The 20,380-nt window shown below is 64.8% G+C and carries 21 protein-coding genes; 6 read left to right on the top strand and 15 right to left on the bottom strand.

Going from position 1 to position 20,380, the window contains the following annotated elements; genetic code table 11:
* Window positions 1–5 precede the first annotated feature (5 nt).
* The 4 genes from pcaG to pcaD are packed head-to-tail and all read right to left on the bottom strand — an operon-like array spanning window position 6 to window position 2,577.
* Complete coding sequence (gene pcaG / locus DH08_RS18655) at window positions 6–620, bottom strand: protocatechuate 3,4-dioxygenase subunit alpha (protein WP_192180724.1); 615 nt, start codon at window positions 618–620, stop codon at window positions 6–8.
* Window positions 620–1,372, bottom strand: a complete 753-nt coding sequence (gene pcaH / locus DH08_RS18650) for a protocatechuate 3,4-dioxygenase subunit beta (protein ID WP_192180723.1) — start codon at window positions 1,370–1,372, stop codon at window positions 620–622. The genes pcaG and pcaH overlap by 1 nt, the downstream gene beginning before the upstream one ends.
* The gene (gene pcaC / locus DH08_RS18645) at window positions 1,365–1,775 is read right to left on the bottom strand and encodes a 4-carboxymuconolactone decarboxylase (RefSeq protein ID WP_192180722.1); all 411 of its coding nucleotides are present in this window, start codon (window positions 1,773–1,775) and stop codon (window positions 1,365–1,367) included. Before pcaC ends, pcaH begins: the two co-directional genes overlap by 8 nt.
* Complete coding sequence (gene pcaD, locus DH08_RS18640; RefSeq protein WP_192180721.1) at window positions 1,768–2,577, bottom strand: 3-oxoadipate enol-lactonase; 810 nt, start codon at window positions 2,575–2,577, stop codon at window positions 1,768–1,770. Before pcaD ends, pcaC begins: the two co-directional genes overlap by 8 nt.
* 92 nt (window positions 2,578–2,669) lie before the next feature.
* On the opposite strand from pcaD, the gene pcaQ reads away from it, so the two are divergent.
* Window positions 2,670–3,587, top strand: coding sequence for a pca operon transcription factor PcaQ (pcaQ, locus tag DH08_RS18635; RefSeq protein WP_192180720.1), 918 nt, complete (start codon window positions 2,670–2,672; stop codon window positions 3,585–3,587).
* Between the two features lie 139 nt (window positions 3,588–3,726).
* Here the strand turns inward: pcaQ and DH08_RS18630 are convergent, their stop codons facing one another.
* From DH08_RS18630 to DH08_RS18585, 10 genes are all read right to left on the bottom strand, one after another.
* Complete coding sequence (locus DH08_RS18630; protein WP_192180719.1) at window positions 3,727–4,455, bottom strand: ABC transporter ATP-binding protein; 729 nt, start codon at window positions 4,453–4,455, stop codon at window positions 3,727–3,729.
* The gene (locus tag DH08_RS18625; protein WP_192180718.1) at window positions 4,436–5,200 is read right to left on the bottom strand and encodes an ABC transporter ATP-binding protein; all 765 of its coding nucleotides are present in this window, start codon (window positions 5,198–5,200) and stop codon (window positions 4,436–4,438) included. The genes DH08_RS18630 and DH08_RS18625 overlap by 20 nt, the downstream gene beginning before the upstream one ends.
* The gene (locus DH08_RS18620; protein ID WP_192180717.1) at window positions 5,197–6,198 is read right to left on the bottom strand and encodes a branched-chain amino acid ABC transporter permease; all 1,002 of its coding nucleotides are present in this window, start codon (window positions 6,196–6,198) and stop codon (window positions 5,197–5,199) included. Before DH08_RS18620 ends, DH08_RS18625 begins: the two co-directional genes overlap by 4 nt.
* A gap of 3 nt (window positions 6,199–6,201) precedes the next feature.
* Window positions 6,202–7,062, bottom strand: a complete 861-nt coding sequence (locus DH08_RS18615; protein ID WP_192180716.1) for a branched-chain amino acid ABC transporter permease — start codon at window positions 7,060–7,062, stop codon at window positions 6,202–6,204.
* A gap of 77 nt (window positions 7,063–7,139) precedes the next feature.
* Window positions 7,140–8,312 carry an ABC transporter substrate-binding protein gene (locus tag DH08_RS18610; protein ID WP_192180715.1) on the bottom strand — a complete coding sequence of 391 codons (1,173 nt, stop codon included), beginning with the start codon at window positions 8,310–8,312 and terminating at the stop codon, window positions 7,140–7,142.
* Between the two features lie 197 nt (window positions 8,313–8,509).
* The gene (locus tag DH08_RS18605; RefSeq protein WP_192180714.1) at window positions 8,510–9,364 is read right to left on the bottom strand and encodes a sugar phosphate isomerase/epimerase family protein; all 855 of its coding nucleotides are present in this window, start codon (window positions 9,362–9,364) and stop codon (window positions 8,510–8,512) included.
* Window positions 9,365–9,367: 3 nt separating this feature from the next.
* Window positions 9,368–10,144, bottom strand: coding sequence for an ATP-binding cassette domain-containing protein (locus DH08_RS18600; protein WP_192180713.1), 777 nt, complete (start codon window positions 10,142–10,144; stop codon window positions 9,368–9,370).
* Window positions 10,141–11,133, bottom strand: coding sequence for an ABC transporter permease (locus tag DH08_RS18595; protein ID WP_006204680.1), 993 nt, complete (start codon window positions 11,131–11,133; stop codon window positions 10,141–10,143). The genes DH08_RS18600 and DH08_RS18595 overlap by 4 nt, the downstream gene beginning before the upstream one ends.
* Before the next feature lie 143 nt (window positions 11,134–11,276).
* Window positions 11,277–12,266 carry a sugar ABC transporter substrate-binding protein gene (locus DH08_RS18590; protein WP_246800927.1) on the bottom strand — a complete coding sequence of 330 codons (990 nt, stop codon included), beginning with the start codon at window positions 12,264–12,266 and terminating at the stop codon, window positions 11,277–11,279.
* Between the two features lie 75 nt (window positions 12,267–12,341).
* Entirely contained in the window at window positions 12,342–13,412 is a 1,071-nt protein-coding gene (locus DH08_RS18585) for a LacI family DNA-binding transcriptional regulator (protein ID WP_192180711.1), read from the bottom strand.
* Between the two features lie 145 nt (window positions 13,413–13,557).
* Between DH08_RS18585 and DH08_RS18580 the strand changes: the two genes are divergently transcribed.
* On the top strand, window positions 13,558–14,589 hold the full coding sequence (locus tag DH08_RS18580) for a hydroxyacid dehydrogenase (RefSeq protein ID WP_192180710.1): 1,032 nt from the start codon (window positions 13,558–13,560) through the stop codon (window positions 14,587–14,589).
* A gap of 53 nt (window positions 14,590–14,642) precedes the next feature.
* Here DH08_RS18580 and DH08_RS18575 read toward each other — a convergent pair whose 3' ends face one another.
* Window positions 14,643–15,323: a GntR family transcriptional regulator gene (locus DH08_RS18575; protein WP_192180709.1), complete on the bottom strand. Its 681-nt coding sequence runs from the start codon at window positions 15,321–15,323 to the stop codon at window positions 14,643–14,645.
* A 141-nt stretch (window positions 15,324–15,464) separates the two neighbouring features.
* Between DH08_RS18575 and DH08_RS18570 the strand changes: the two genes are divergently transcribed.
* Genes DH08_RS18570 through DH08_RS18555 form a run of 4 tightly spaced genes read left to right on the top strand, consistent with a single transcriptional unit; the run spans window position 15,465 to window position 20,362 of the window.
* Window positions 15,465–16,052, top strand: a complete 588-nt coding sequence (locus tag DH08_RS18570) for an amino acid synthesis family protein (RefSeq protein ID WP_192180708.1) — start codon at window positions 15,465–15,467, stop codon at window positions 16,050–16,052.
* Window positions 16,045–17,841 carry an alpha/beta fold hydrolase gene (locus DH08_RS18565; protein ID WP_192180707.1) on the top strand — a complete coding sequence of 599 codons (1,797 nt, stop codon included), beginning with the start codon at window positions 16,045–16,047 and terminating at the stop codon, window positions 17,839–17,841. Before DH08_RS18570 ends, DH08_RS18565 begins: the two co-directional genes overlap by 8 nt.
* Window positions 17,838–18,890: an LLM class flavin-dependent oxidoreductase gene (locus DH08_RS18560; protein WP_192180706.1), complete on the top strand. Its 1,053-nt coding sequence runs from the start codon at window positions 17,838–17,840 to the stop codon at window positions 18,888–18,890. The genes DH08_RS18565 and DH08_RS18560 overlap by 4 nt, the downstream gene beginning before the upstream one ends.
* Window positions 18,887–20,362, top strand: coding sequence for an aldehyde dehydrogenase (locus DH08_RS18555; RefSeq protein ID WP_192180705.1), 1,476 nt, complete (start codon window positions 18,887–18,889; stop codon window positions 20,360–20,362). Before DH08_RS18560 ends, DH08_RS18555 begins: the two co-directional genes overlap by 4 nt.
* The last annotated feature ends 18 nt before the right edge of the window (window positions 20,363–20,380 follow it).

The following is a 20,380-nucleotide window of genomic DNA, read 5'->3' as shown; positions in this document are numbered from 1 at the left end:
GCCGGTCAGCTGTCGAAGAAGACCGTCTCCTTCTCGCCCTGCAGATGGACATCGAAGATGTAGCTGTCGCCCTTGCGCTCGGCGATCAGCGTCGGCACCCGTACGCGCTGCTCGATGCGGGCAAGGATCGGGTCCTCGGCATTGGCCTTTGCCTCGTCGAAGAAATAGAGCCGGGTGTGCAGGCCTATGTTAATGCCGCGCGCCACGATCCACAGGCTGACATGCGGCGCCATCAGCCGCCCGTCGCGGAACGGTACGCGGCCGGGCTTGATCGTCTGGAAGGTGCATAGCCCCGTTTCCATGTCGCTCGGGCAGCGGCCCCAGCCCAAAAAATCCGGATCGGCTGCTCCGCGCAATTCGGCCGGCGAATTGTAGAGCCCCTTGGCATCGGCCTGCCAGATCTCGATCAGCGCATCCCTGAGCGGCGTACCGGTGCCGTCGAGCACCCGGATCTCGAGCCCGATCCGCTCGCCTTGGGTCTTGTCGTTGACCATCGAAGCGCCGAGATCGGCCGGATAGACCCCACCGATGCCGCAGAAGTTGGGCGTCAGCCCGATATGCACGTAAGGGCCGGCGGTCTGCGAGGGGCTCTCCTTGAACCGGTCGAGCGACTGCGCCATCAATTGCCCTCCGGCCGGTTCTCGAACAGCGAGGCGCGCCATCCGCGCAGCACGATGTCGAACTTGTAGGCCCGCGCATCCATCGGAATGGTCGCCTGCATGTCCAAAGCGGCGATCAGCGTCTCGATCGCCGCTCTGTCGCGAATGCCGCGCACGATCGGGCAATGCCAGATCAGCGGATCGCCTTCGAAATACATCTGCGTGATCAGCCGCTGCGCAAAGGCGTGGCCGAAAATCGAGAAATGGATGTGCGAGGGCCGCCAGTCATTGGGCCCGTTCGGCCAGGGATAGGGCCCGGGCTTGACGGTGCGAAAAGCATAGCCGCCATCCTCGCCGGTGATGGTGCGGCCGCAGCCGCCGAAATTCGGATCGAGCGGCGCCAGATAGCCGTCCTTCTTGTGGCGGTAGCGGCCGCCTGAATTGGCCTGCCAGAATTCGAGCAGCGCGCCCGGCACGCCCTTGCCGCGCTCGTCGAGCACCCTTCCGTAGACGATGATGCGCTCGCCGATGGCGCTTTCGCCGGGCCTGGCGAAATTGTGGATCAGATCGTTGTCGAGTTCGCCGAGCATGGCGTGGCCGAACACCGGGCCGGTCAGTTCCGACGCCGTGTTGTCGAACGCCAGCAGCGCCTTCTGCGGCGAGCGCAGCACGGAGGTCTTGTAGTCCGGCGTCAGCACCGGCGGGTGCCATGTCCGGTCGCGCTGGAAGAAGGCACCGGTCTCCGGCATCCGGTTCGAGCCGGGCTCAGGCATGGGCGCTCTTGCCTCCATCCATTTGTGAGAACACCTCCTTAGCGATCTTGAAGGCGCGGTTTGCCGCCGGCACGCCGGCATAGATCGCGACGTGCAGGAACGCCTCGCAGATATCGTCGCGCGAAGCGCCGGTGTTGGCGGTGGCGCGCACATGCATGGCCACCTCCTCATCATGGCCGAGTGCCGCCAGCAGCGCCAGCGTCACGATCGAGCGCTCACGATGACTCCAACCGGGCCGCGCCCACACCGTTCCCCAGGCGGCCTCGGTGATCAGCTGCTGGAACGGCCGGTCGAAATCGGTGGCGGCGTCCTCGGCGCGATCGACATGCGGATCGCCGAGCACCGAACGCCTGACCGACAGTCCGGTGCGGAATGCGTTTGTATTCTTCGACACTTCATCCATGAGTTTGCTTTCCATCGGCAAGCGAAGCGACAAAGTCGCGGATCAACGCGGTCAGCGCCTCAGGCTGCTCGACGCAGGGAATGTGCCCGGCGTCGCGGATCACCTCGAAGCGCGCGCCGGGGATGAGATCGGCCAGCGAGCGCACAAGCTCGGGCGGCGTCGAGCCGTCCTGGTCGCCGACGATGCAGAGCGTCGACACCGCGATGCGGCGCGCGGCCTCGGTGAAATCCGCGTCGCGAATGGCAGCGCAGGTCCCGGCATAGCCGGCGGGCGCCTGCCTGGTCAGCATGTTCCAATAGCCGTCAAGCTCGGCCGAACGCGCCGTGTGGAAGGCGGGGGTGAACCACATTTTGAGTACCCCGTCGGCAATCTCCTGGATCCCTTTGCTTTCCACCGTTGCGATGCGCGCGTTCCAGCTGTCGGCCGTGCCGATCTTGTGCGCCGTGTCGGACAGGATAAGGCCTTCGACACCTTCGGGGCGCCGCGCATAAAATCCTTGTGCGATGAGCCCGCCCACCGACAGGCCGCACAGTACGACCTTGCCAAGGCCGAGATGATCGATGAGGCCGCAGAGATCGTCGACATGGTCGTCGATCGAGTTGATACCGCCAATATCGGAGAGCCCGTGGCCACGCTTGTCGTAGACAAGCAGAGGCATTTCACCATCAAGCGCCGAGACAACCGCGTCCCAGATTCGGAAGTCGGTTCCCAGCGAATTCATGAATATGATCGGGCGCGCATTGCCAGCTGCCGGCCTGTAGCGGTGATGCAGCGTGATGCCGCCGATGCTGACGAATGGCACGATTTCGATCCTCCACTGCTACCTTGCACTAGGTGTTTGGTTCGGTAAAATGATATTTTGCGGCATTTCATTAACTTGGGGGTTATCGAACCATGGCCGAACGCCGCATCCGCTTCAGACACCTGCAGGCGTTTCTCGAAGTGGCGCGGCAAGGCAGCGTGGCGCGCGCCGCCGATTTCCTGCATGTCAGCGCGCCGGCGGTGACCAAGACATTGCGCGAACTGGAGGAGGCGCTCGGCATCGCCGTCGTCGAGCGCGACGGCCGCGGCATAAGGGTGACGCGGCTCGGCGAAATCTTCCTCGGTCATGCCGGCACGGCAGTCACCGCGCTGAAGCGCGGCGTCGATTCCGTCCGCCAGGACGGCGCCATCAACCGCCACCCGATCCGCATCGGCGCGCTGCCCACCGTGTCGGCGCGGGTGATGCCGCTCGCCATGAACCTGTTCCTGAGCGAGAATACCGGTGCCGCGATCAAGATCGTCACCGGCGAAAATGCGGTGCTTCTGGAACAGCTGCGCGTCGGCGCGCTCGACCTCGTTGTCGGCCGGCTCGCGGCGCCGGAAAACATGACCGGCTTTTTCTTTGAACATCTCTATTCCGAGCAGGTGCTGTTCGTGGTGCGGGCCGGCCACCCGCTCATCGAGCCTGGCCAGGACGTATTCGCCCGCCTCGACGAATTCCCGGTGCTGATGCCAACGCGGGAATCCGTCATCCGCCCCTTCGTCGACCGCCTGTTCATCACCAACGGCATGACGGCGCCGGCGACCGAGATCGAGACCGTCTCGGATTCCTTCGGCCGTTCCTTCATGCGCCAGAGCAACGCCGTCTGGATCATCTCGGCAGGCGTGGTCGCCAACGAGATCGCCAGCGGCGCCTTCGTCGCTTTGCCGGTCAACACCGAGGAGACCAAGGGACCGGTTGGCCTGACCATGCGCACCGACACCGCCCCTTCGCCGGCCTTCACCATCCTGCTGCAGACCATCCGCGAGGCGGCCAGCCACCACACCTGACACTCACGAGCGCCCTGGAATTGCTCTTTGTCTTTACGCAATTCCGGACGGAAAACCGCTGCACACTTTTCCTGGAATTGCTCTTTGTCTTTACGCAATTCCGGACAGAAAACCGCTACACACTTTTCCTGGAATTGCTTTATGCGACCGAATGCGGCATCGCGGCAACGCCGAGCAGTCTCTCGATGGTCTGCGGGCTGGCGCGCAGTGCCGCCGGCGTTCCCGTCCAGGCAATCCGGCCGCGTTCGAGGATGAGCACCTGATCGGCGAAGTCCAGCGCGGCCCGGATCCTCTGCTCGACGAGCAGAATGGTCATGTCGCCGCCGGAAGCGAGCCGCATCAGCGCCGCCATGAGTTCGTCGCAGATCACCGGAGCCAGTCCCTCGAGCGGTTCGTCAAGCATGAGGACGGATGGACGGCCAAGGATGGTGCGCGCCGTCGTCAGCATCTGCTGTTCGCCGCCCGACAGTTGGTTGCCGCGATTGCGCCGCCGCTCCTTCAGCCGGGGGAACATGGCGTATGCCTCGTCCACGGCCGATCGCTGGCGGTCCTTCAGCCCGACGAAGAGGTTCTCCTCCACGGTCAGCGACGGGAAGATGCCGCGCTCCTGCGGCACGTAGCCGAGGCCAAGCCAGGCGCGCGAGGCGCTGTCCTTGCCGACGATGTCAACGCCTCCCAGCCTGATCTCTCCGGCATGGCGCCGCGTCTGGCCGGCGATCGTGGCCAGCAGTGTCGACTTGCCGACGCCGTTTCGTCCGAGCACCGCCAGCCTGGCGCCCGCAGGCGCAACGAAAGATACATCCTCGAGCACACGGGTCTGACCGTAGCCGGCGGTCAGACCCGATATCTCAAGCGACGCTGCGGTCATCGGCATAGCTCCCGAGATAGGCCTCGCGCACGCGTGCGTCCTTGGTCACATCGCCGGGTGCGCCGTCGAAGATGATCGTGCCGGCGGCCAGGACGATGACCCGTTTCGCAAAACGGAACACGAGATCCATGTCGTGTTCGATCATCAGCACCGCCAGGTCGGCGGGAAGCCCGGCGAGTGCGGCCTCGATGCGCGGGGTTTCGCTTTGCGGAACACCGGCCGCGGGCTCGTCCAGCAGCAGGACTTTCGGTCTCAACGCCAGCGCGAACGCAATCTCCAGCAGCCGCTGCTGCCCGTAGGCTATCTCCGCCACCTTGCGGTCGGCGGCGGCCTCCAGGCCAAGCGTGCGCAGCAGCGCCTCGCTCTCTTCGAGGACTTCAGGCATCGACCAGAACGTTCCGTACAGGCGGCCGGTACGGCCCTGGCGCTGCAGGACGGCCAGTGCGAGATGTTCCCGCGGAGTCATCTCCGGGAAGAGACGCGTGACCTGAAAGGACCGTACCAGGCCGCGTTGAACGCGCTGCATCGCCTTCATGCCGTTGATCTGATCGCCGGCGAGGCGGACGACCCCAGAATCCGGTTTCAGATGGCCGGTGACGAGATTGACGAACGTGGTCTTGCCGGCGCCGTTTGGCCCGATAAGCGCCACGCGGTCGCCGGGCGCCATCGCCAGCGAGACGGCCTGGGTCACCGCCAGCCCGCCGAAGGCCTTGCTCAGCCGCTCGACCTCGAACACCGCGCTCATCTTCGCCTCCACTGATCGAACAGCTGGGCGGCCGTGCCAAAAATGCCGCGCGGTGCAAACAGCACGACACCGACCAGCAGCGCGCCCATGATCGTCAGCCAGTGGAAAGGGTTGGCGGCGGAAACGAAATCCTCAAACAGCATGACGACGAACGTGCCGATGATCGCGCCGTAGAGCGACCCGGTGCCGCCGAGAACCAGCATCACCAGCGCCTGCGCCGAGAGGGTGAAGCTCAGGCTGTCGAGCCCCACCACCTGGGTTGAGATCGCGTTGAGGCCACCGCCGACGCCGGCGACCACGCCCGAGATGATGTACATCTTGAGCAGCGTCTTGCGCACCGACGCACCCATTGCCGCAACCCGGATCGGATCCTGCCGGATGCCGCGGCAGAGCATGCCGAACGGGGAGCGGGACAGGCGCTGCAGCAGGAAGAAGACAATCACCAGCAGCGCTATCCCCAGCCCATAGGCGGTGCGTCCCCAAAGATCGAATGCGAAAACGCCGAACAGCGGGCTTGGCGCAATGTCCGTCAGGCCATCGCTGCCGCCGGTCCAGCTCGCGGCCTTGTTGGCCGCCTCGTGAAAAAGATTGACGATGGCGATCGAAAGCACAAGCTGCCCGAGCCCGTGGCCGAGCAGGACGACGAGGCCGGATATCAGGCCGGCGACCGCGCCGCCGGCGGCGCCTGCCGCAATCATGGCGATCGGGTCGGTTATGCCGAAATGCGCGGCGGCGATGCCGGCGGCATAGGCCCCGGCACCGAACAGCGCGGCATGGCCGAGTGTCGCCACGCCGCAGAAGCCGGTCACGAGATCGATCGACAGCACCAGCATGACGATGCCGATGACGCGCGTGAGCAGCGCAAGATTGTTGGGAAACAGCAGATAGCCGATGATCGCGGCGGCCAGGATCGCCGCAAGGCCGATCCAGTCAGCCGAAGCGGAGAAAGGCGGCCTGGCGACTTGCTCGGCGAGGCTTGCAGGATGATTGGCGTCCATCCGTCAGGCCTTTCCAAGCAGGCCGCGCGGAAACGCGCAGACGATGACGATCACGGCAAGGTAGAAGAAGAACTCGCCATATTCCGGCACCAGATAACGTCCCGTCGTGTCGACCGCGCCAAGCACGAGGCAGGCAAGCAAGGCGCCGCCGATCGAACCGGCTCCGCCGACCGAGACGACGACGAGGAAGGTCACCATGTAGCGCAGCGCGTAGTAGGGTTCGATCGGCAGCAGTTCGGCGCCGACGATGCCGCCGAACGCGGCAAGGCCGACAGCGATGGCGAAGCTCGCCGCATAGACGGATTTTGTCCTCACGCCGAGCGCAGCGGCCATCGGCGCATTGTCCACCGAGGCGCGCAGCTTCACGCCGAAGGGCGTCCTCTCGACGAGATACCAGAGCGCCGCTGCGACGGCGAGGCCGCACAGAATCGCAAACAGCTTGTGCGCGGCAATCGAACGAAAGCCGAGATCGACCGGCCCGCTCAGCATCTCGGGCAGCGGGATGGTCTTGAGCGTCGGCCCGAACAGATAGTTTGCAATGCCGATGACGCAGAAAGTGATGCCGATCGTCATGAGCACCTGGATGAGTTCCGGCTTGTTGTAGATGCGGCGGTAGAGCAGTCGCTCGATCGGTGCCGCAATCACAACGGTGCCGGCCACCGCCAGCACGACACCGGCGACATAGCCCAGGCCAAGATCACGCACGGCATAGGAGGCGAGATAGCCGCCGACCATCGCGAAGGCGCCGTGCGCCAGATTCACCACCCGCATCAGACCCATCGTCATCGACAGGCCGATCGAGATGACGAACAGCACCATGCCGTAGGCAAGGGCGTCGACCGCGATGCTGAGCACGCTCTGCATGTCTCACTCCGGGGGCTCGCCGGCGGACGGCCGCCCGCGGACATGGATCTGGCGGCTGGGGGCTCGCCTCGGCAAGGTTACTTGGCGGCGGCGAGACCGGGATCGGTCATGTTCGCGAACGTCTGGATCTCCTTGTTGTAGTAGGTGCCGTCAGCGGCCTTGGCGACCTCCCGCAAATAGATGTTCTGCGTGAGGTGGCGGCTTTCGGGATCGATCGACACTGGTCCGCGCGGGGACTCCCAGGCCATGCCCTTGACGGCGTCGACGGCCTTGGCGGCATCCTGCTTGCCCCCTGTCGCCTCGATCATCTTGTAGATCACCCGCATGCCGTCATAGGCACCGACCGACGGGAAGGACAGCTCGGCCGGATTGCCGATCGCGGCACGCGCCGCCTCGACGAACTTCTTGTTCTCGGGTGAGTCGTGCGCGATCGAATAGTGAAAGGTGGTCGTCACGCCGAGGGCAATATCGCCCAGCGCCGGCAGATCGGATTCCTGCGTCAGGTCGCCAGGCGCCAGGAACTGGATGCCGGCTCCCTTGACGCCGTTCTCGTTGTAGGACTTCAGGAAGCCCAGGGTGGTCGGACCGGACGGCAGGAAGGCAAACACGGCCTCGGCGCCGGAGTCCTTCACGCGCTGCATGATCGGACTGAAATCGGTCGTCGAAAGCGGCATGCGAACCGACTCGACGATCTCGCCGCCATCCGCCTTGAAAGTGGTGGCGAAAGCCGTCTCGGCATCGACGCCGGGGCCGTAGTCGCTGACGACGGTGATGACCTTCTTGATGCCGCGCGCGGTCGCCACCTTTGCCATGGGTACCGACGTCTGCCAGAGCGTGAAGGAGGTGCGCACGACGAGCGGGCTCTTGGTCACGATCGCCGACGTGGCCGCGTTCATGATCACCATCGGCACGTTCGCCTGCTCGAGAAGCGGCGTGACCGCCATGGCATCGGGCGTGAAATAAAATCCGGCGATATACTGGACGCTCTCCTTGACGACCAGATCCTGGGCAAGTGCCTTGGCTTGCGCGGGGTTGGCTGCCGGAAGGTCGCGATAGACGATTTCGACGTCGTCGTTGCCGACCTTCGCGCCGTTCAACGCCATCCAGGCGTCGATGCCGGCCTTGAAATTCTTGCCCTGGATGGCGAAGGGACCGGAGAACGGCCCGACCACGCCGACCTTGATCGTCTCCGCACCAGCGGTTCCGCTGAGCGCTATTGCCGCCACCGCGGCCAGAAGCATGCGTTTCATGACTTTCCTCCCTCAGCAGCTACCCAGCCTCCAGCAGGGTTTTCGACCGCATCGGTCTGGTCTCTCATGCAGAAATGGTAATGTAAAATGAAAATAAGTCGTCGATTGTTAACCTCCTGGATAGGGAATCCGAAGCGAAGGCGCCATGGTTTCCGCCGGCGCTGCTTTCGGTCGCCGCTGAAACGAGCGGAGTGGTGCTATCCGAGAGTGAGCCCGGCCTTGCGCGCTTCCTCGCGCAGGAACGGCAGCCCGACCTCGATGACGTCGCGCGGATCTTCCGCCACCGGGCGCCATACCGCCAGGCCGCCGGCGATATCGACGTCGACATGGTTCATGCTTTCCAGCGTGATCGGCCCCTCATAGCCGATATCGGCGATCGCCTTCATGCAGGCAGCCCAGTTGAGCATGCCGCGTCCCGGCACGCCGCGATTGGCCTCCGACACGTGCACATAGCCGAGGAAGGGCGCGGCCGCCTCGAAGCCGGCGGCAAAGCTCTCCTCCTCGATATGCATGTGGTAGGTGTCGAGGTGGATGAAGATATTGGGCGCGCCGATGCGCTCGATGATCCGCGTTGCATCGATGCCGCGGTTGATCAGATGCGTCTCATAGCGGTTGCAGGGCTCGATGCCGAGCTTCAGGCCGCGTGATTTTGCCGCCTTCGCCGCCCGTTCGAGGAAGCGGCACATGCCGTCGATTTCCTTGCGCGTCGGCGCCCGCCCGGTGGTCTTGCCGATCGTGCCATAGGTGACGCCGCCGAGGGCCTCGGCGCCGACCTCGTTGCAGACCTTGAAGGCCGGCTCGAGGAAATCCAGCGCCTCGTCCGGCCGCTCGACCACGTCTAGCGCGCGCGGCAGGCCGAGCGACGGGATCAGCTCGACGCCATAGTGATTGGCGAAGGCGCGGGTGCGCTTGGTGTCGATCTCCTCAGGTCGCAGCAGCGGGATCTCCATCAGCCCGATGCCATATTCCTTCAGCCGGTCCATCTGCGGCTCGATGCGCGCGAGATCCCAGACCGGGGCAATGGCGAAAGTGTGCAGTCCAAAAGTATTCATCAGTCAGCCTCGTTGTTCATGCGCCGCCGCGGCGCTGATATCGCCGCCGCCGACGATGCGGCTGACGACTTCGTTCATGTTGGTCTTGGCGGTGACGAGATCGGCATCGGCGCGGCCGTGGCGCAGCACCACGATACGGTCGGTGACCGAGAGCACGTCGTTCAGCCGGTGCGAGATCAGGATGACGGCGATGCCTTCCGACTTCAGCCGCCGGATCAGGTCGAGCACGCTCTGCACCTCGCGCACCGCAAGGGCAGCCGTCGGCTCGTCCATGATCACCAGCTTCGGATTGAAGGTCAGCGCCCGCGCGATCGCCACTGTCTGCTGCTGGCCGCCCGAGAACGAGCCGACCGAGCGGTTGATCGAAGGCAGATGCGCGCCGAGCCGCTCGATCATTTTCGCCGCCTGGCGGTCCATCTCGGCCTTGTCGACAATACCCGGAAACAGGCCGAACAGCTTCTTCGTCGGCTCGCGACCGAGGAAGATGTTGGCGGCCACATCCTGTTGCTTGGCCAAGGACAGGTCCTGGTAGATCATCTCGATGCCAAGTTCGCGCCTCTGCCCGGGATCGAGGGCGAGGATGTCCTTGCCGTCGAATTCGATCGACCCGAAATCGGCCCGGTAGATGCCGGTTATGGTCTTCATCAGCGTCGACTTGCCGGCGCCGTTATCGCCGACGAGGCCGACGACCTCGCCCGCCGCGACCGAAAGGTCGACGCCATGCAGCACGTCGACCGCGCCAAAACTCTTGCGGATGCCATGGAGCGAAAGAAGGGTCATACGCGCGACTCCTTCCGGACCTGATACTGGTCGATGAAGACGGCAAGGATCAGCACCGCGCCGATCGCCATCTGCTGGTAGTAGGACTGCACCGCAAGCAGCGTCAGCCCGTTCTGCAGCACGCCCATGATCAGCGCGCCGATCATCGTGCCGAGGATCGAGGCGCGGCCGCCGAACAGATTGGTGCCGCCGATGATCGCGGCCGTGATCGCGGTCAGCTCGTAGTTGATGCCGGCCGTCGGGTCGCCGGCATTGACGCGGGCGGTGAACAGCAGGCCGGCAAGACCGGCGAGCGCGCCCGACAGCGTGTAGATGATGCGTCGATGATGTTCGACGCGGATGCCGGCGGCGCGCGCCGCACCTTCGCTGTCGCCGAGCGCCAGCGTGTGGCGGCCGAAGCGTGTATAGGCGAGCACGCAATGCGCGACGATGGCCGTCAGCACCAGCAGGATGACCGGCATCGGAATGCCGAACGGCCGGCCCTGGCCGATATAGACGATCGCCGCCGGCAGGCCGTAGATCGCCCTGCCCTGCGAAATGACCAGCGCCAGGCCACGCGCCAGGCCGAGCATGCCGAGCGTGACGATGAAGGCGGGCACGAACGCGCGGGTGACCAATTGCCCGTTGATGTAGCCGGCAAGCCCGCCAGCCAGGATGCAGGCGATGACCGCAAACACCGACGGCCAGCCGAGATTGACGGCAACGAAGGCGCCGGCCACGCCCGCCAGCCCCATGACCGAGCCCAGCGACAGGTCGAGCCCGCCAGAACCGATGACGAAAGTGGCCGCGATCGCCAGCACGCCGATCGTCGAGGTCGCCAAAAGGATGTTGAGGAAATTGCTGAGCGACAGGAAGAAGGGCGACAGCACCGCCATCGCCGCGCTCAGCGCCAGAAGCACGACAAGCGATTCCAGCCGTATGTGGAGCCGTTCGACGGATGCACGCTGCACCCGAGCCCAGAAACCGGGCTGCGCCATTTCGGAAGCCATGTGTTCCACCCTTCGGGTTGGGAATGGGCAGTAGGGATTAGGCAGTAGGACAGTAGAAAATGCGGTCTCAAGGGACAGGACATGCCTTGTCCCCTACTGCCTACTGCCTACTGCCTACTGCCTACTGCCTATTCCCTATTCCCTCATTTCACGTACTGCAGCATCGGCTCCTTGCCGGCGTCGAGCACATCCTTGGTCAGCACCAGCGTCGGCACGGCGATGTTCTCCTCGACCTTGTCGCCGGCGATCGCCTTCTTGACGTTCTCGACCGCCTGCTTGCCGACCAGATAGGGAAGCTGCGCCACGGAAGCGTTGAGCCGGCCTTCCTTGATCGACTTGACGGCATCCGAATTGCCGTCGACGCCGATGATCGTCACCTGCTGGCCCTTGCCGGCGGCATAGACGGATTCGACCGCACCCAGCGCCATGCCGTCATTGGCGCAGAAGATGGCGACGAGATCCGGATGCGCGGTCAGCGTGTCGGTGGCGATCGACGCCGCCTTGCCGCGATCCCAATCGCCGGGCAGCGAGGCGACCACTTCCAGCCCCGGCGCCAGTTCCTTCAGTTTGTCGGCAAACCCCTTGGCGCGCTTCTCGCCGGTAATGTTGCCCGACAGGCCCTCGATGACCAGCACCGGACCCTTGGCATCCTTGCCGAGCTTGGACACGAGATACTCGGCCCCCTGCCCACCGGCCGCGACATTGTCGGAGCCGATGCGGAAGGTGATCTTGATGCCTTCCTTGTCGAGCACCGCCGGATCGAGATTGCCGTCGAGATCGACGACCTTGATGCCGGCACCCTGCGCCGCCTTCAGGCAGGGCAGCAGATTGGTGGAGTTGATGGCGGCGGTGATCATCGCCACCGGCTTGCGCTCGAGCATGGTGTTGCAGAGGTTGAGCTGCGGCTCGGCCGCCTGGTCGCTTTCGGCCGCCTGCTGGAAATACTTCACGCCGGCTTCCTTGGCGCCATCCTCGACGCCCTGGCCCATCGCACCCCAGAACGGATTGGCCAGCGTCTTCATCAGCACGCCGTATTCGCCGTCCTCGGCCTTGGCAGCACCGATGGCCGAAACCGCCAGAGCGACGCCGAGGGCAAGAGTAAATCGATTTATCCTTAGAACCAATGCTTTCATGTCTTCCTCCCTGTTGATGTCACGCGCCACAAGCCAAAGCCAGGTGCGGCGCCACTTGGTTGTCGACAATGGGGGCTATTGTCGGTTTCCTCCCCCGGAATGCGGGCCGCTGCCTGGCGAACCAACGGATTCCCGCATCAAAACCTTGCAAGGCTCGAGCCGCGCCTTGGGCGGGCCGTCCCCGCCATCGATCCTGGCAAACAACACATCCATTGCCTGGGCGGCGATCTGCCGGACCGGCTGCACCACGGCGGCGATGGCCGGCCATGTCACCTGCATCCATTCGGCATCGTCGAAGCCGACCAGCGAGATGTCGTCCGGGCAATGCCAGCCGCGCCGGCGGAATTCCGACAGCGCCACCAGCGTGCCCTTGAGGAACAGCGAATAGACCGCCGTCGGCCGTTCGCCCCCTTTGGCGCCCTTGTCGAAATAGTCGTGCAACAGCGCACGCAACGGCTCGACTTCGCTCTCCGAAAGCACGACGTCGATCCGCACGTCCGGCACCAGTTCCAGCGCCTTGGCGCGAAACCCGTCGAGACGGGCGCGCACCGTCGCCGCCTGCTGACCAAGGCCGATGACGAGGATGTGGCGATGCCCCTTGCCGATCAGTTCGCGCGCCACCTCGGCGCTGGCGGCAGCACTGTCGGCCGAGACCGTGTCGAAGGCATCGTCGGCAAGCACCCGGTCGATCAGCACGCCGGTCATGCCATTGGCCTTCATGAAGCCGGCTGCCGGGCCATGCTCATTGCGCACCGGCGCCAGCACCACGCCGGCGACCCGCCAGTCATGCATGCGTGCAAGGACCTCCTTCTCGCGTGCTTCCGATTCACGGCTTGAGGCAGCCACCAGCGTGTAGCCGCGCTGCTCGGCGAGGCCCTCGAGTTCGCTGACCATCTGGCCGAAGAATTCGCTCTCGAACTCGGGCATGATGGCGCCGATGATGCGGCGCTTCGCCCGCCGCATGTCGGAGGCCAGCGGATCGACACGGTAGCCCAAATGCTCGACGGCATCGAAGACACGCTGCGCATTTTCGGGCTTCACCGTGGTGACGCCCGCCAGAACCTTGGAGACCGTGGCCGCGGACACGCCGGCGCGGCTAGCCACGTCGTGGATCGACGAACGCCGCTGGGCTTGCCGATGCGCCATTAGTCCTCCTGCCAAGGGGCGGACAAACCCATTTCTGCCCGCTATCAAAATGGATAAATCGATTTTTCGCAGTTGTAAATCGTTTCATCCAAGGTAAAACTACTTTTGTGATGGCGCGATGCGGACCGTGCCGGGAGAATTTGCCATGCCTAACAGTGCCTCGCCGCTGGTCATCAGCGCGCCGGAACCGCGCACGCTCGACCTCATCTTCACGCCACCACAGTTGGCGCGTTTCCGGGCAGGATACCGCATTGTCGAGACAACGCCAGATGGCGTGGCGAAGCTGCCGGCGGATGTGCTTGCCGAGGCGCGCTATATCGTCGGCCAGCCGCCGATCACGCCCGAAACGCTCGAAAGCCTGAAGGCGCTGCGTTGCGTCTTCAACGTCGAGACCAATCTCCTCAACAACATGCCTTATGAGACTCTGTTTCAACGCGGCATCCATGTCGTCACCACGGGGCTGGTGTTTGCCGAGCCGGTCGCCGAGCTCGGCCTTGCCATGACGCTCAACCTCGCTCGCGACATCGTCGATGCCGACCTCGCCTTTCGGCAGGGCAAGGAGCTGTGGGGCGGCGACGGCAACCAGAAGGCACGCCTGCTGTCGGGCGCCGATGTCGGCATCGTCGGCTTCGGCGACCTCGGCCGCGCGCTCAACCGGCTGCTGTCGGGCTTCCGTACCAGGACAAAAGTCTTCGACCCCTGGCTGCCGCCGTCAATCCTCATCGACAATGGCGTCGAGCCGGCATCGCTGGACGAGGTGCTGTCGCAGAGCGACTTCGTTTTCGTCGTCGCCTCGGTGACCAGCGAGAACCAGTGCTTTCTCGGCGCCGACGCCTTCGCGAAAATGCGCAAAGGCGCCGCCTTCATCCTGCTCAGCCGCGCCGGCGTCGTCGATTTTCCCGCGTTGATGGACGCCGTCCGCAGCGGCCACATCGTCGCCGCCAGCGACGTCTTCCCGGAAGAGCCGCTGGCGCAGGACCATCCGGTGCGCGCGCTGCCCGGCTTCCTGCGATCGGCCCACCGCGCCGGCGCGCTCGACATCGCCTTCAAGCGCATGGGCGACATGGTGCTGGAGGACATGGACCTGATCGACCGCGGCCTGCCGCCGCTGCGCTCCAAGCGGGCCGAGCGCGAGACGGTCTCGCGGATGCGCTCGAAGCCGGTGGACAAGAATTAGCCCAGACCAATCGCGGCTCGGCGACGCTGCTGCCCGCAAGATCAGGGCCGATGCTAGTCGAGGGAGCCCAGCCGAAGCGCGTTGCGCGCGATCTTCCAGGCGGATTCGACATGCCGCCGCGCTGCCGCCTCGGCCTCTTCCGGCTTGCGTGAGCGGATGGCATCCATGATCTCGGTCATTTCGGCGATCGCCGGCTCGCGGCGGTTTTCCGAGGCGATGGTCATGGATCGGAGCTGGTTGATACGGACATTCAGTCCGTTGACGATTTCCCAGGCGATCCGCTTGTCGGCCGCCTCGAACAGCACCTCGTAGAAGCTGGCCGTCGCCCGCATCACCTCGACCGGCTGGCCCGATGCCCATGCTTCGAACAAATTGGCCAGCGCGCTGTCCAGCAACGCGACCTGCCCGTCCGTCGCCGACATGGCGCAGGCCCGCGCGGCGATGCCCTCCAGCAACGCCCGCAATTCATAGATCTCGTCGGTGCGGCCGAGATCGGGCTTGGCCACGGCAGGCCCATGGCCCGGAATCATCTGCACCAGGCCTTCCGCTTCGAGCTGCCGCAAAACCTCGCGTACCACCGACCGGCTGACCCCGAGCTGGTCGCAAAGCGGCCGCTCGACCAGCCGCTCACCGGGCTGGAAATGGAAATCCATGATCGCCTCGCGCATGCGCTCCAGCGCCAGCGTCCTCAGCGTCTTGGCGGAGCGGTCGATCCGCAGCGTATCGTCTGACATTTTCTCTCCGCCTCCTCGCGCTGCCACAAAACAGATTCCATGACCGGTTGACAAGGTTCTTGGCGCTCCATAGCATGGTATACCATAAGACGATACAGGGATGACGGCGTTGCATGGCGCCATCGCGACCAAGGACATCTGATGAAACCGGCCATTCGAAAGACCGTCACCTACATCGAGAACACCTTGATCGAAGGCGGCAAGGCGACACCCCGTCCCTTGCGTCTGATCGGCGTCGCCGCGGTGCTGACCAATCCCTGGGCTGGCCGCGGTTTCACTGAGGATCTCTCGCCCGAGATCCGCGCCATTGCTCCCGTCCTGGGCGAATTGCTGACGCGGGAAATCATCGCCGTCGCGGGTTCGGGCGAAGCCATCGAAGGCTACGGCAAGGCCGCCATCTGCGGCACGTCGGGCGAGATCGAGCACGCATCGGCGCTGATCCACACGCTGCATTTCGGCAACCACTATCGCCGCGCCGTCGGCGCCAAGACCTATCTCGCCTTCACCAATCTGCGCGGCGGGCCGAACACGCCGATCATGATCCCGCTGATGGACAAGAACGACGAAGGCCGCCGCTCCCACTATCTCACCGTGCATTTCCAGATCGGCGACGCGCCCGCCCCCGACGAACTGGTGGTAGCGCTCGGCGCCTCCATCGGCGGCCGTCCGCACCATCGCATCGGCGACCGCTATCAGGATCTCAAGGAGGTCGGTGATTTGCATGGCTGACGTCGCCGCCTTGATCCGACGCACGGCTCCCGATGGCACCGGCTTCATCCGCGCCGGCTCCGGCGCGCCGGTTCTGTTCATCCACGGCGTCGGCATGAATGCCGCGATCTGGCAGCCTCAGATCGAGATGATGAAAGACCGCCACGATGTGGTCGCCATCGACATGCTCGGCCATGGCGGTTCACCCTTGCCGCCCGAGCACGCCGAACTGTCGGACTTTGCCGATCAGGCAATCGCCTTGCTCGACCATCTCGGCCTCGCTTCCGTAGCCGTGGTCGGCCATTCCATGGGTGCACTCGTCGCCCAGGAGATCGCGCTTCGCGCGCCGTCCCGAGTGAGTTCCATCGTCTGCCTCAACGCGGTCTTCCGCCGCCCTGCGGAACTCGCCCAGGCGGTGCGCGAGCGCGCGGCGGCGCTCGGCGGTCACGGCGACCCACATGCCATTGCCGCAACGATTGCCCGCTGGTTCGGCGATCCGATCCCGGCCGATCTTGTCGGCGCTGCCGAAACCGCCCGCACCGCGCTCGAGAGCGTCGACGCGCAAGGCTACGCCCGCACCTACCGTCTGTTTGCCCGTGCCGATACCGAGCATGTCGAGCGTCTGGCCGGTCTTGCGACTCCAGCCCTGTTCATGACCGGATCGGAAGACAGGAACTCCACGCCAGCCATGTCGGCAGCGATGGCGCGACTTGCGCCAAACGGCCAATGCCTGGTTCTGGGCGGCGAAAAGCACATGATGACAATCGCTTCGCCGCAAAAGCTGACTCACCATATCAAGGCGTTTCTCGACAGGACGGCGGATGCTTCCGTCGGCACCGCCCCTGCTTTCGACGGCACCGAATTTCGGCGCGCGCTCGGCTCCTTCCTGACCGGCGTTACCATCGTGACGACGATCGGCGCGGAAGGCGAGCCGCGCGGCTTCACCGCCAACTCCTTCACCTCGGTCTCGCTCGAGCCGCCGCTGGTGCTGGTCTGCATTGCCAAGAAGGCGCTTGGGCATCAGGCCTTCTCGACCTCCAGGGGCTTCGCCATCAACATCCTGTCGGAGACGCAAAAGACCGAATCCGGCATCTTCGCCTCCAAGGCCGCCGACAAGTTCGCCGCCGTGGCGTGGCAATCCGGACAGACCGGCAATCCTTTGATCGACGGTTCGGTCGCCGTGTTCGATTGCGACATGGAGCAATTGGTCGACGCCGGCGACCATTCGATCCTGATCGGCCGTGTCCGCGACTTCACCCACAATGGCGCGCAGCCGCTCGGCTACTGCCGCGGCACCTATGTCACGCCGGGCCTCAGCCAGGAGGCGCTGGCGGCGGCACCTCAAGGGACCGAAGTCGGCGCCATCCTCGAAAACGAAGGTCGCGTGCTGTTCTTCGAAAGACCGGATGGCTTGCACGAACTGCCGGCCGGCCGCGGGCTGGGCACGCCGCAGGATGCCCGCAGCCTCAAGGGGCGCCTTGCCGCAAATGGGATCGGCGCACAGCTCGGCTTCCTGTTTGCCGTCTGGGACGATGCGTCGGATCCGTCGCGCTCGCATGTCTATTACCGGGGTACGGTCGACGCTCCCGCCTCCGGCGATCGCCAGGTCAGGCTTGTCGACATCGACCAGATCGCCGATCTCAGCATCGCCGACCCGGCGGTTCGTTCGATGCTGACCCGCTATGTGCGCGAACGCACCGAAGATGCATTTGGCGTCTATGTCGGCAATGAGGTGGAAGGCGAAGTCCGGCCATTGGCCACGCCCGCCACGCCCGCCGCTCTTCAATCCGGTCGCAGAGGAAGCCGATGAAGTTTTCGCTTTTCGTCCACATGGAACGCTCGGATCTGACGAAGCCGCATTCCGAGCTTGTCGCCGAACTGGAGGAACTGGTGCTGCTGGCCGAGCAGGCCGGCTTCGAGACCGCCTGGATCGGCGAGCATCACGGCATGGAATTCACCATCTCGCCCAACCCGTTCATCAACATCGCCTATCTCGGCGCGAAGACCAGCACCATCCGGCTCGGTACGGGAACCATTGTCGCGCCCTTCTGGCACCCGATCAAGCTTGCCGGCGAAGCGGCGATGGCCGACGTCATCACCGGCGGCCGGCTCGATATCGGCATCGCGCGCGGCGCCTACAGCTATGAATACGAGCGGCTCTTCCCCGGCCTGGACGCGTGGGTTGCGGGCCAGCGCATGCGCGAGATGATCCCGGCGCTGCGCGGCCTGTGGGACGGCGACTTCGAACTTTCGGGCGAGTTCTGGACGTTCCCCGCGACGACCTCGTCACCCAAGCCGTTGCAGGCGCCTTACCCGCCGATCTGGGTGGCGGCGCGCGACCCCAATTCGCACGATTTTGCCGTCGCCAACAAATGCAATGTGCAGGTTACGCCACTTGCCTCCGGCGATGGCGAAGTGGCGAGCCTCATGGAGCGCTTCAATACGGCCTGCGTCGCCCATCCGGAGATAAAGCGGCCCGAAATCATGCTCTTGATGCACACCTTCGTGGCCGAGGATGCAGCCGATGCCGATCGCCTGACGCAGGACCTGTCGCAATTCTATTGCCAGTTCGGCGCCTGGTTCCAGAACAAGAAGCCGGTGCGCCAGGGCATATTGGAGCCGCTGACCGAGGCCGAGATCGCAGCCATGCCGCAATACGCGCCGGACAAGATCCGGCAGAATCTCGTCATCGGCGAAGCCGACGAGGTGATCGCCAGGCTGAAGACCTATGAAGCCCAAGGCTACGACCAGTACTCGATCTGGATCGACAGCGGCCTGTCGCACCAGCGCAAGAAGAAGTCGCTGCAACTCTTCATCGACAAGGTGATGCCGGCTTTCCAGGAGGCGGGGCCGACATGAGCACGGTAGCATTCAAAAACTACATAGACGGCCAGTTCGTCGAGTCGACAATGACCTTCGACAGTATCGATCCGTCGACGGGGATGCCGTGGGCCAGGATGCCGGCCGCGACGGCCGCCGATGTCGACCGCGCCGTCGAAGCGGCGCATCGGGCGCTGCGCTCCGGCCCGTGGGCGTCGATGACTGCGACGGCGCGCGGCAAGCTTCTGGTGCAGCTCGGCGATCTGGTGGTCGCCAATGCCAATCGGCTGGCCGAACTCGAGACCCGTGACACCGGCAAGATCATCCGCGAGACCCGCGCCCAGATCGCCTATGTCGGCGACTACTACCGCTATTATGGCGGGCTGGCCGACAAGCACGAAGGCTCGTTCGTTCCGATCGACAAGGCCGATATGGAGGTGACGATCCGGCCGGAGCCGATCGGCGTCGTCGCCGCTGTCGTGCCGTGGAATTCGCAGCTCTTCCTGTCGGCGGTCAAGCTCGGCCCGGCGCTCGCCGCGGGCTGCACCGTCGTGCTGAAAGCCTCCGAGGATGGCCCTGCCCCGCTGCTCGCCTTCGCCGAACTCGTCCACGAAGCCGGATTTCCCGCCGGCACCGTGAGCATCCTGACCGGCTTCGGCCATGATTGCGGGCGCCGCTTGACCAGCCATCCTCTGGTCGCCCGCGTTGCCTTTACCGGCGGTCCCTCGACAGCCAGGCAAATCGTCAGGAACACGGCCGAAAATCTTGCCTATACGACGCTCGAACTTGGCGGCAAAAGCCCGGTCGTGGTGTTTGCCGACGCCGATCTGGACAGCGCCGCCAACGCCGTCGTGGCCGGCATTTTTGCTGCCACCGGCCAGAGCTGCGTGGCCGGCTCGCGACTGCTGGTCGAGCGGTCCGTAAAGGATGAATTCCTCGACCGGCTCAAGCGCAAGGCCGAGGCCATTGCCATCGGCGACCCGCAGGATCCCGCCACCGAAATGGGTCCGCTGGCCACCTCGCGCCAGCACGAGCGGATCGAAAGCATCGTCGCCGAAAGCCTTGCTGGCGGCGGCCATCTGGTCACCGGCGGTGCGCGGCCCAAGGGCAAGGCTGACGGCTTCTACTATGCGCCAACAATCATCGAGGCAGCGGATCAGACCTTGGCCTGCGTGCGCGAGGAACTGTTCGGACCAGTGCTGAGCGTGCTCGCCTTCGACAGCGAGGCTGAGGCGCTGTCACTCGCCAACGATACACCCTTCGGTCTCGCCTCCGGCGTCTTCACCACCAATCTCGCCAGGGCGCATCGTATGGCGCGCGGCATCCACGCCGGCGTCGTCTGGATTAACACCTACCGCGCCGTCTCGCCGCTGGTGCCGTTTGGCGGCTACGGCCAGTCCGGGCTCGGCCGCGAAGGCGGTCTCGATGCCATCCGCGACTACACCCGCTCGAAATCGGTCTGGATCCGCACCTCGGACGAGCCGATCCCCGATCCTTTCGTCATGCGGTAGCCGCCGCGGACCAGGAAA

Source organism: Mesorhizobium amorphae (assembly GCF_014843845.1).
Classification (GTDB): domain Bacteria; phylum Pseudomonadota; class Alphaproteobacteria; order Rhizobiales; family Rhizobiaceae; genus Mesorhizobium; species Mesorhizobium amorphae_A.
This window is presented reverse-complemented; position numbering and strand designations above follow the sequence as displayed.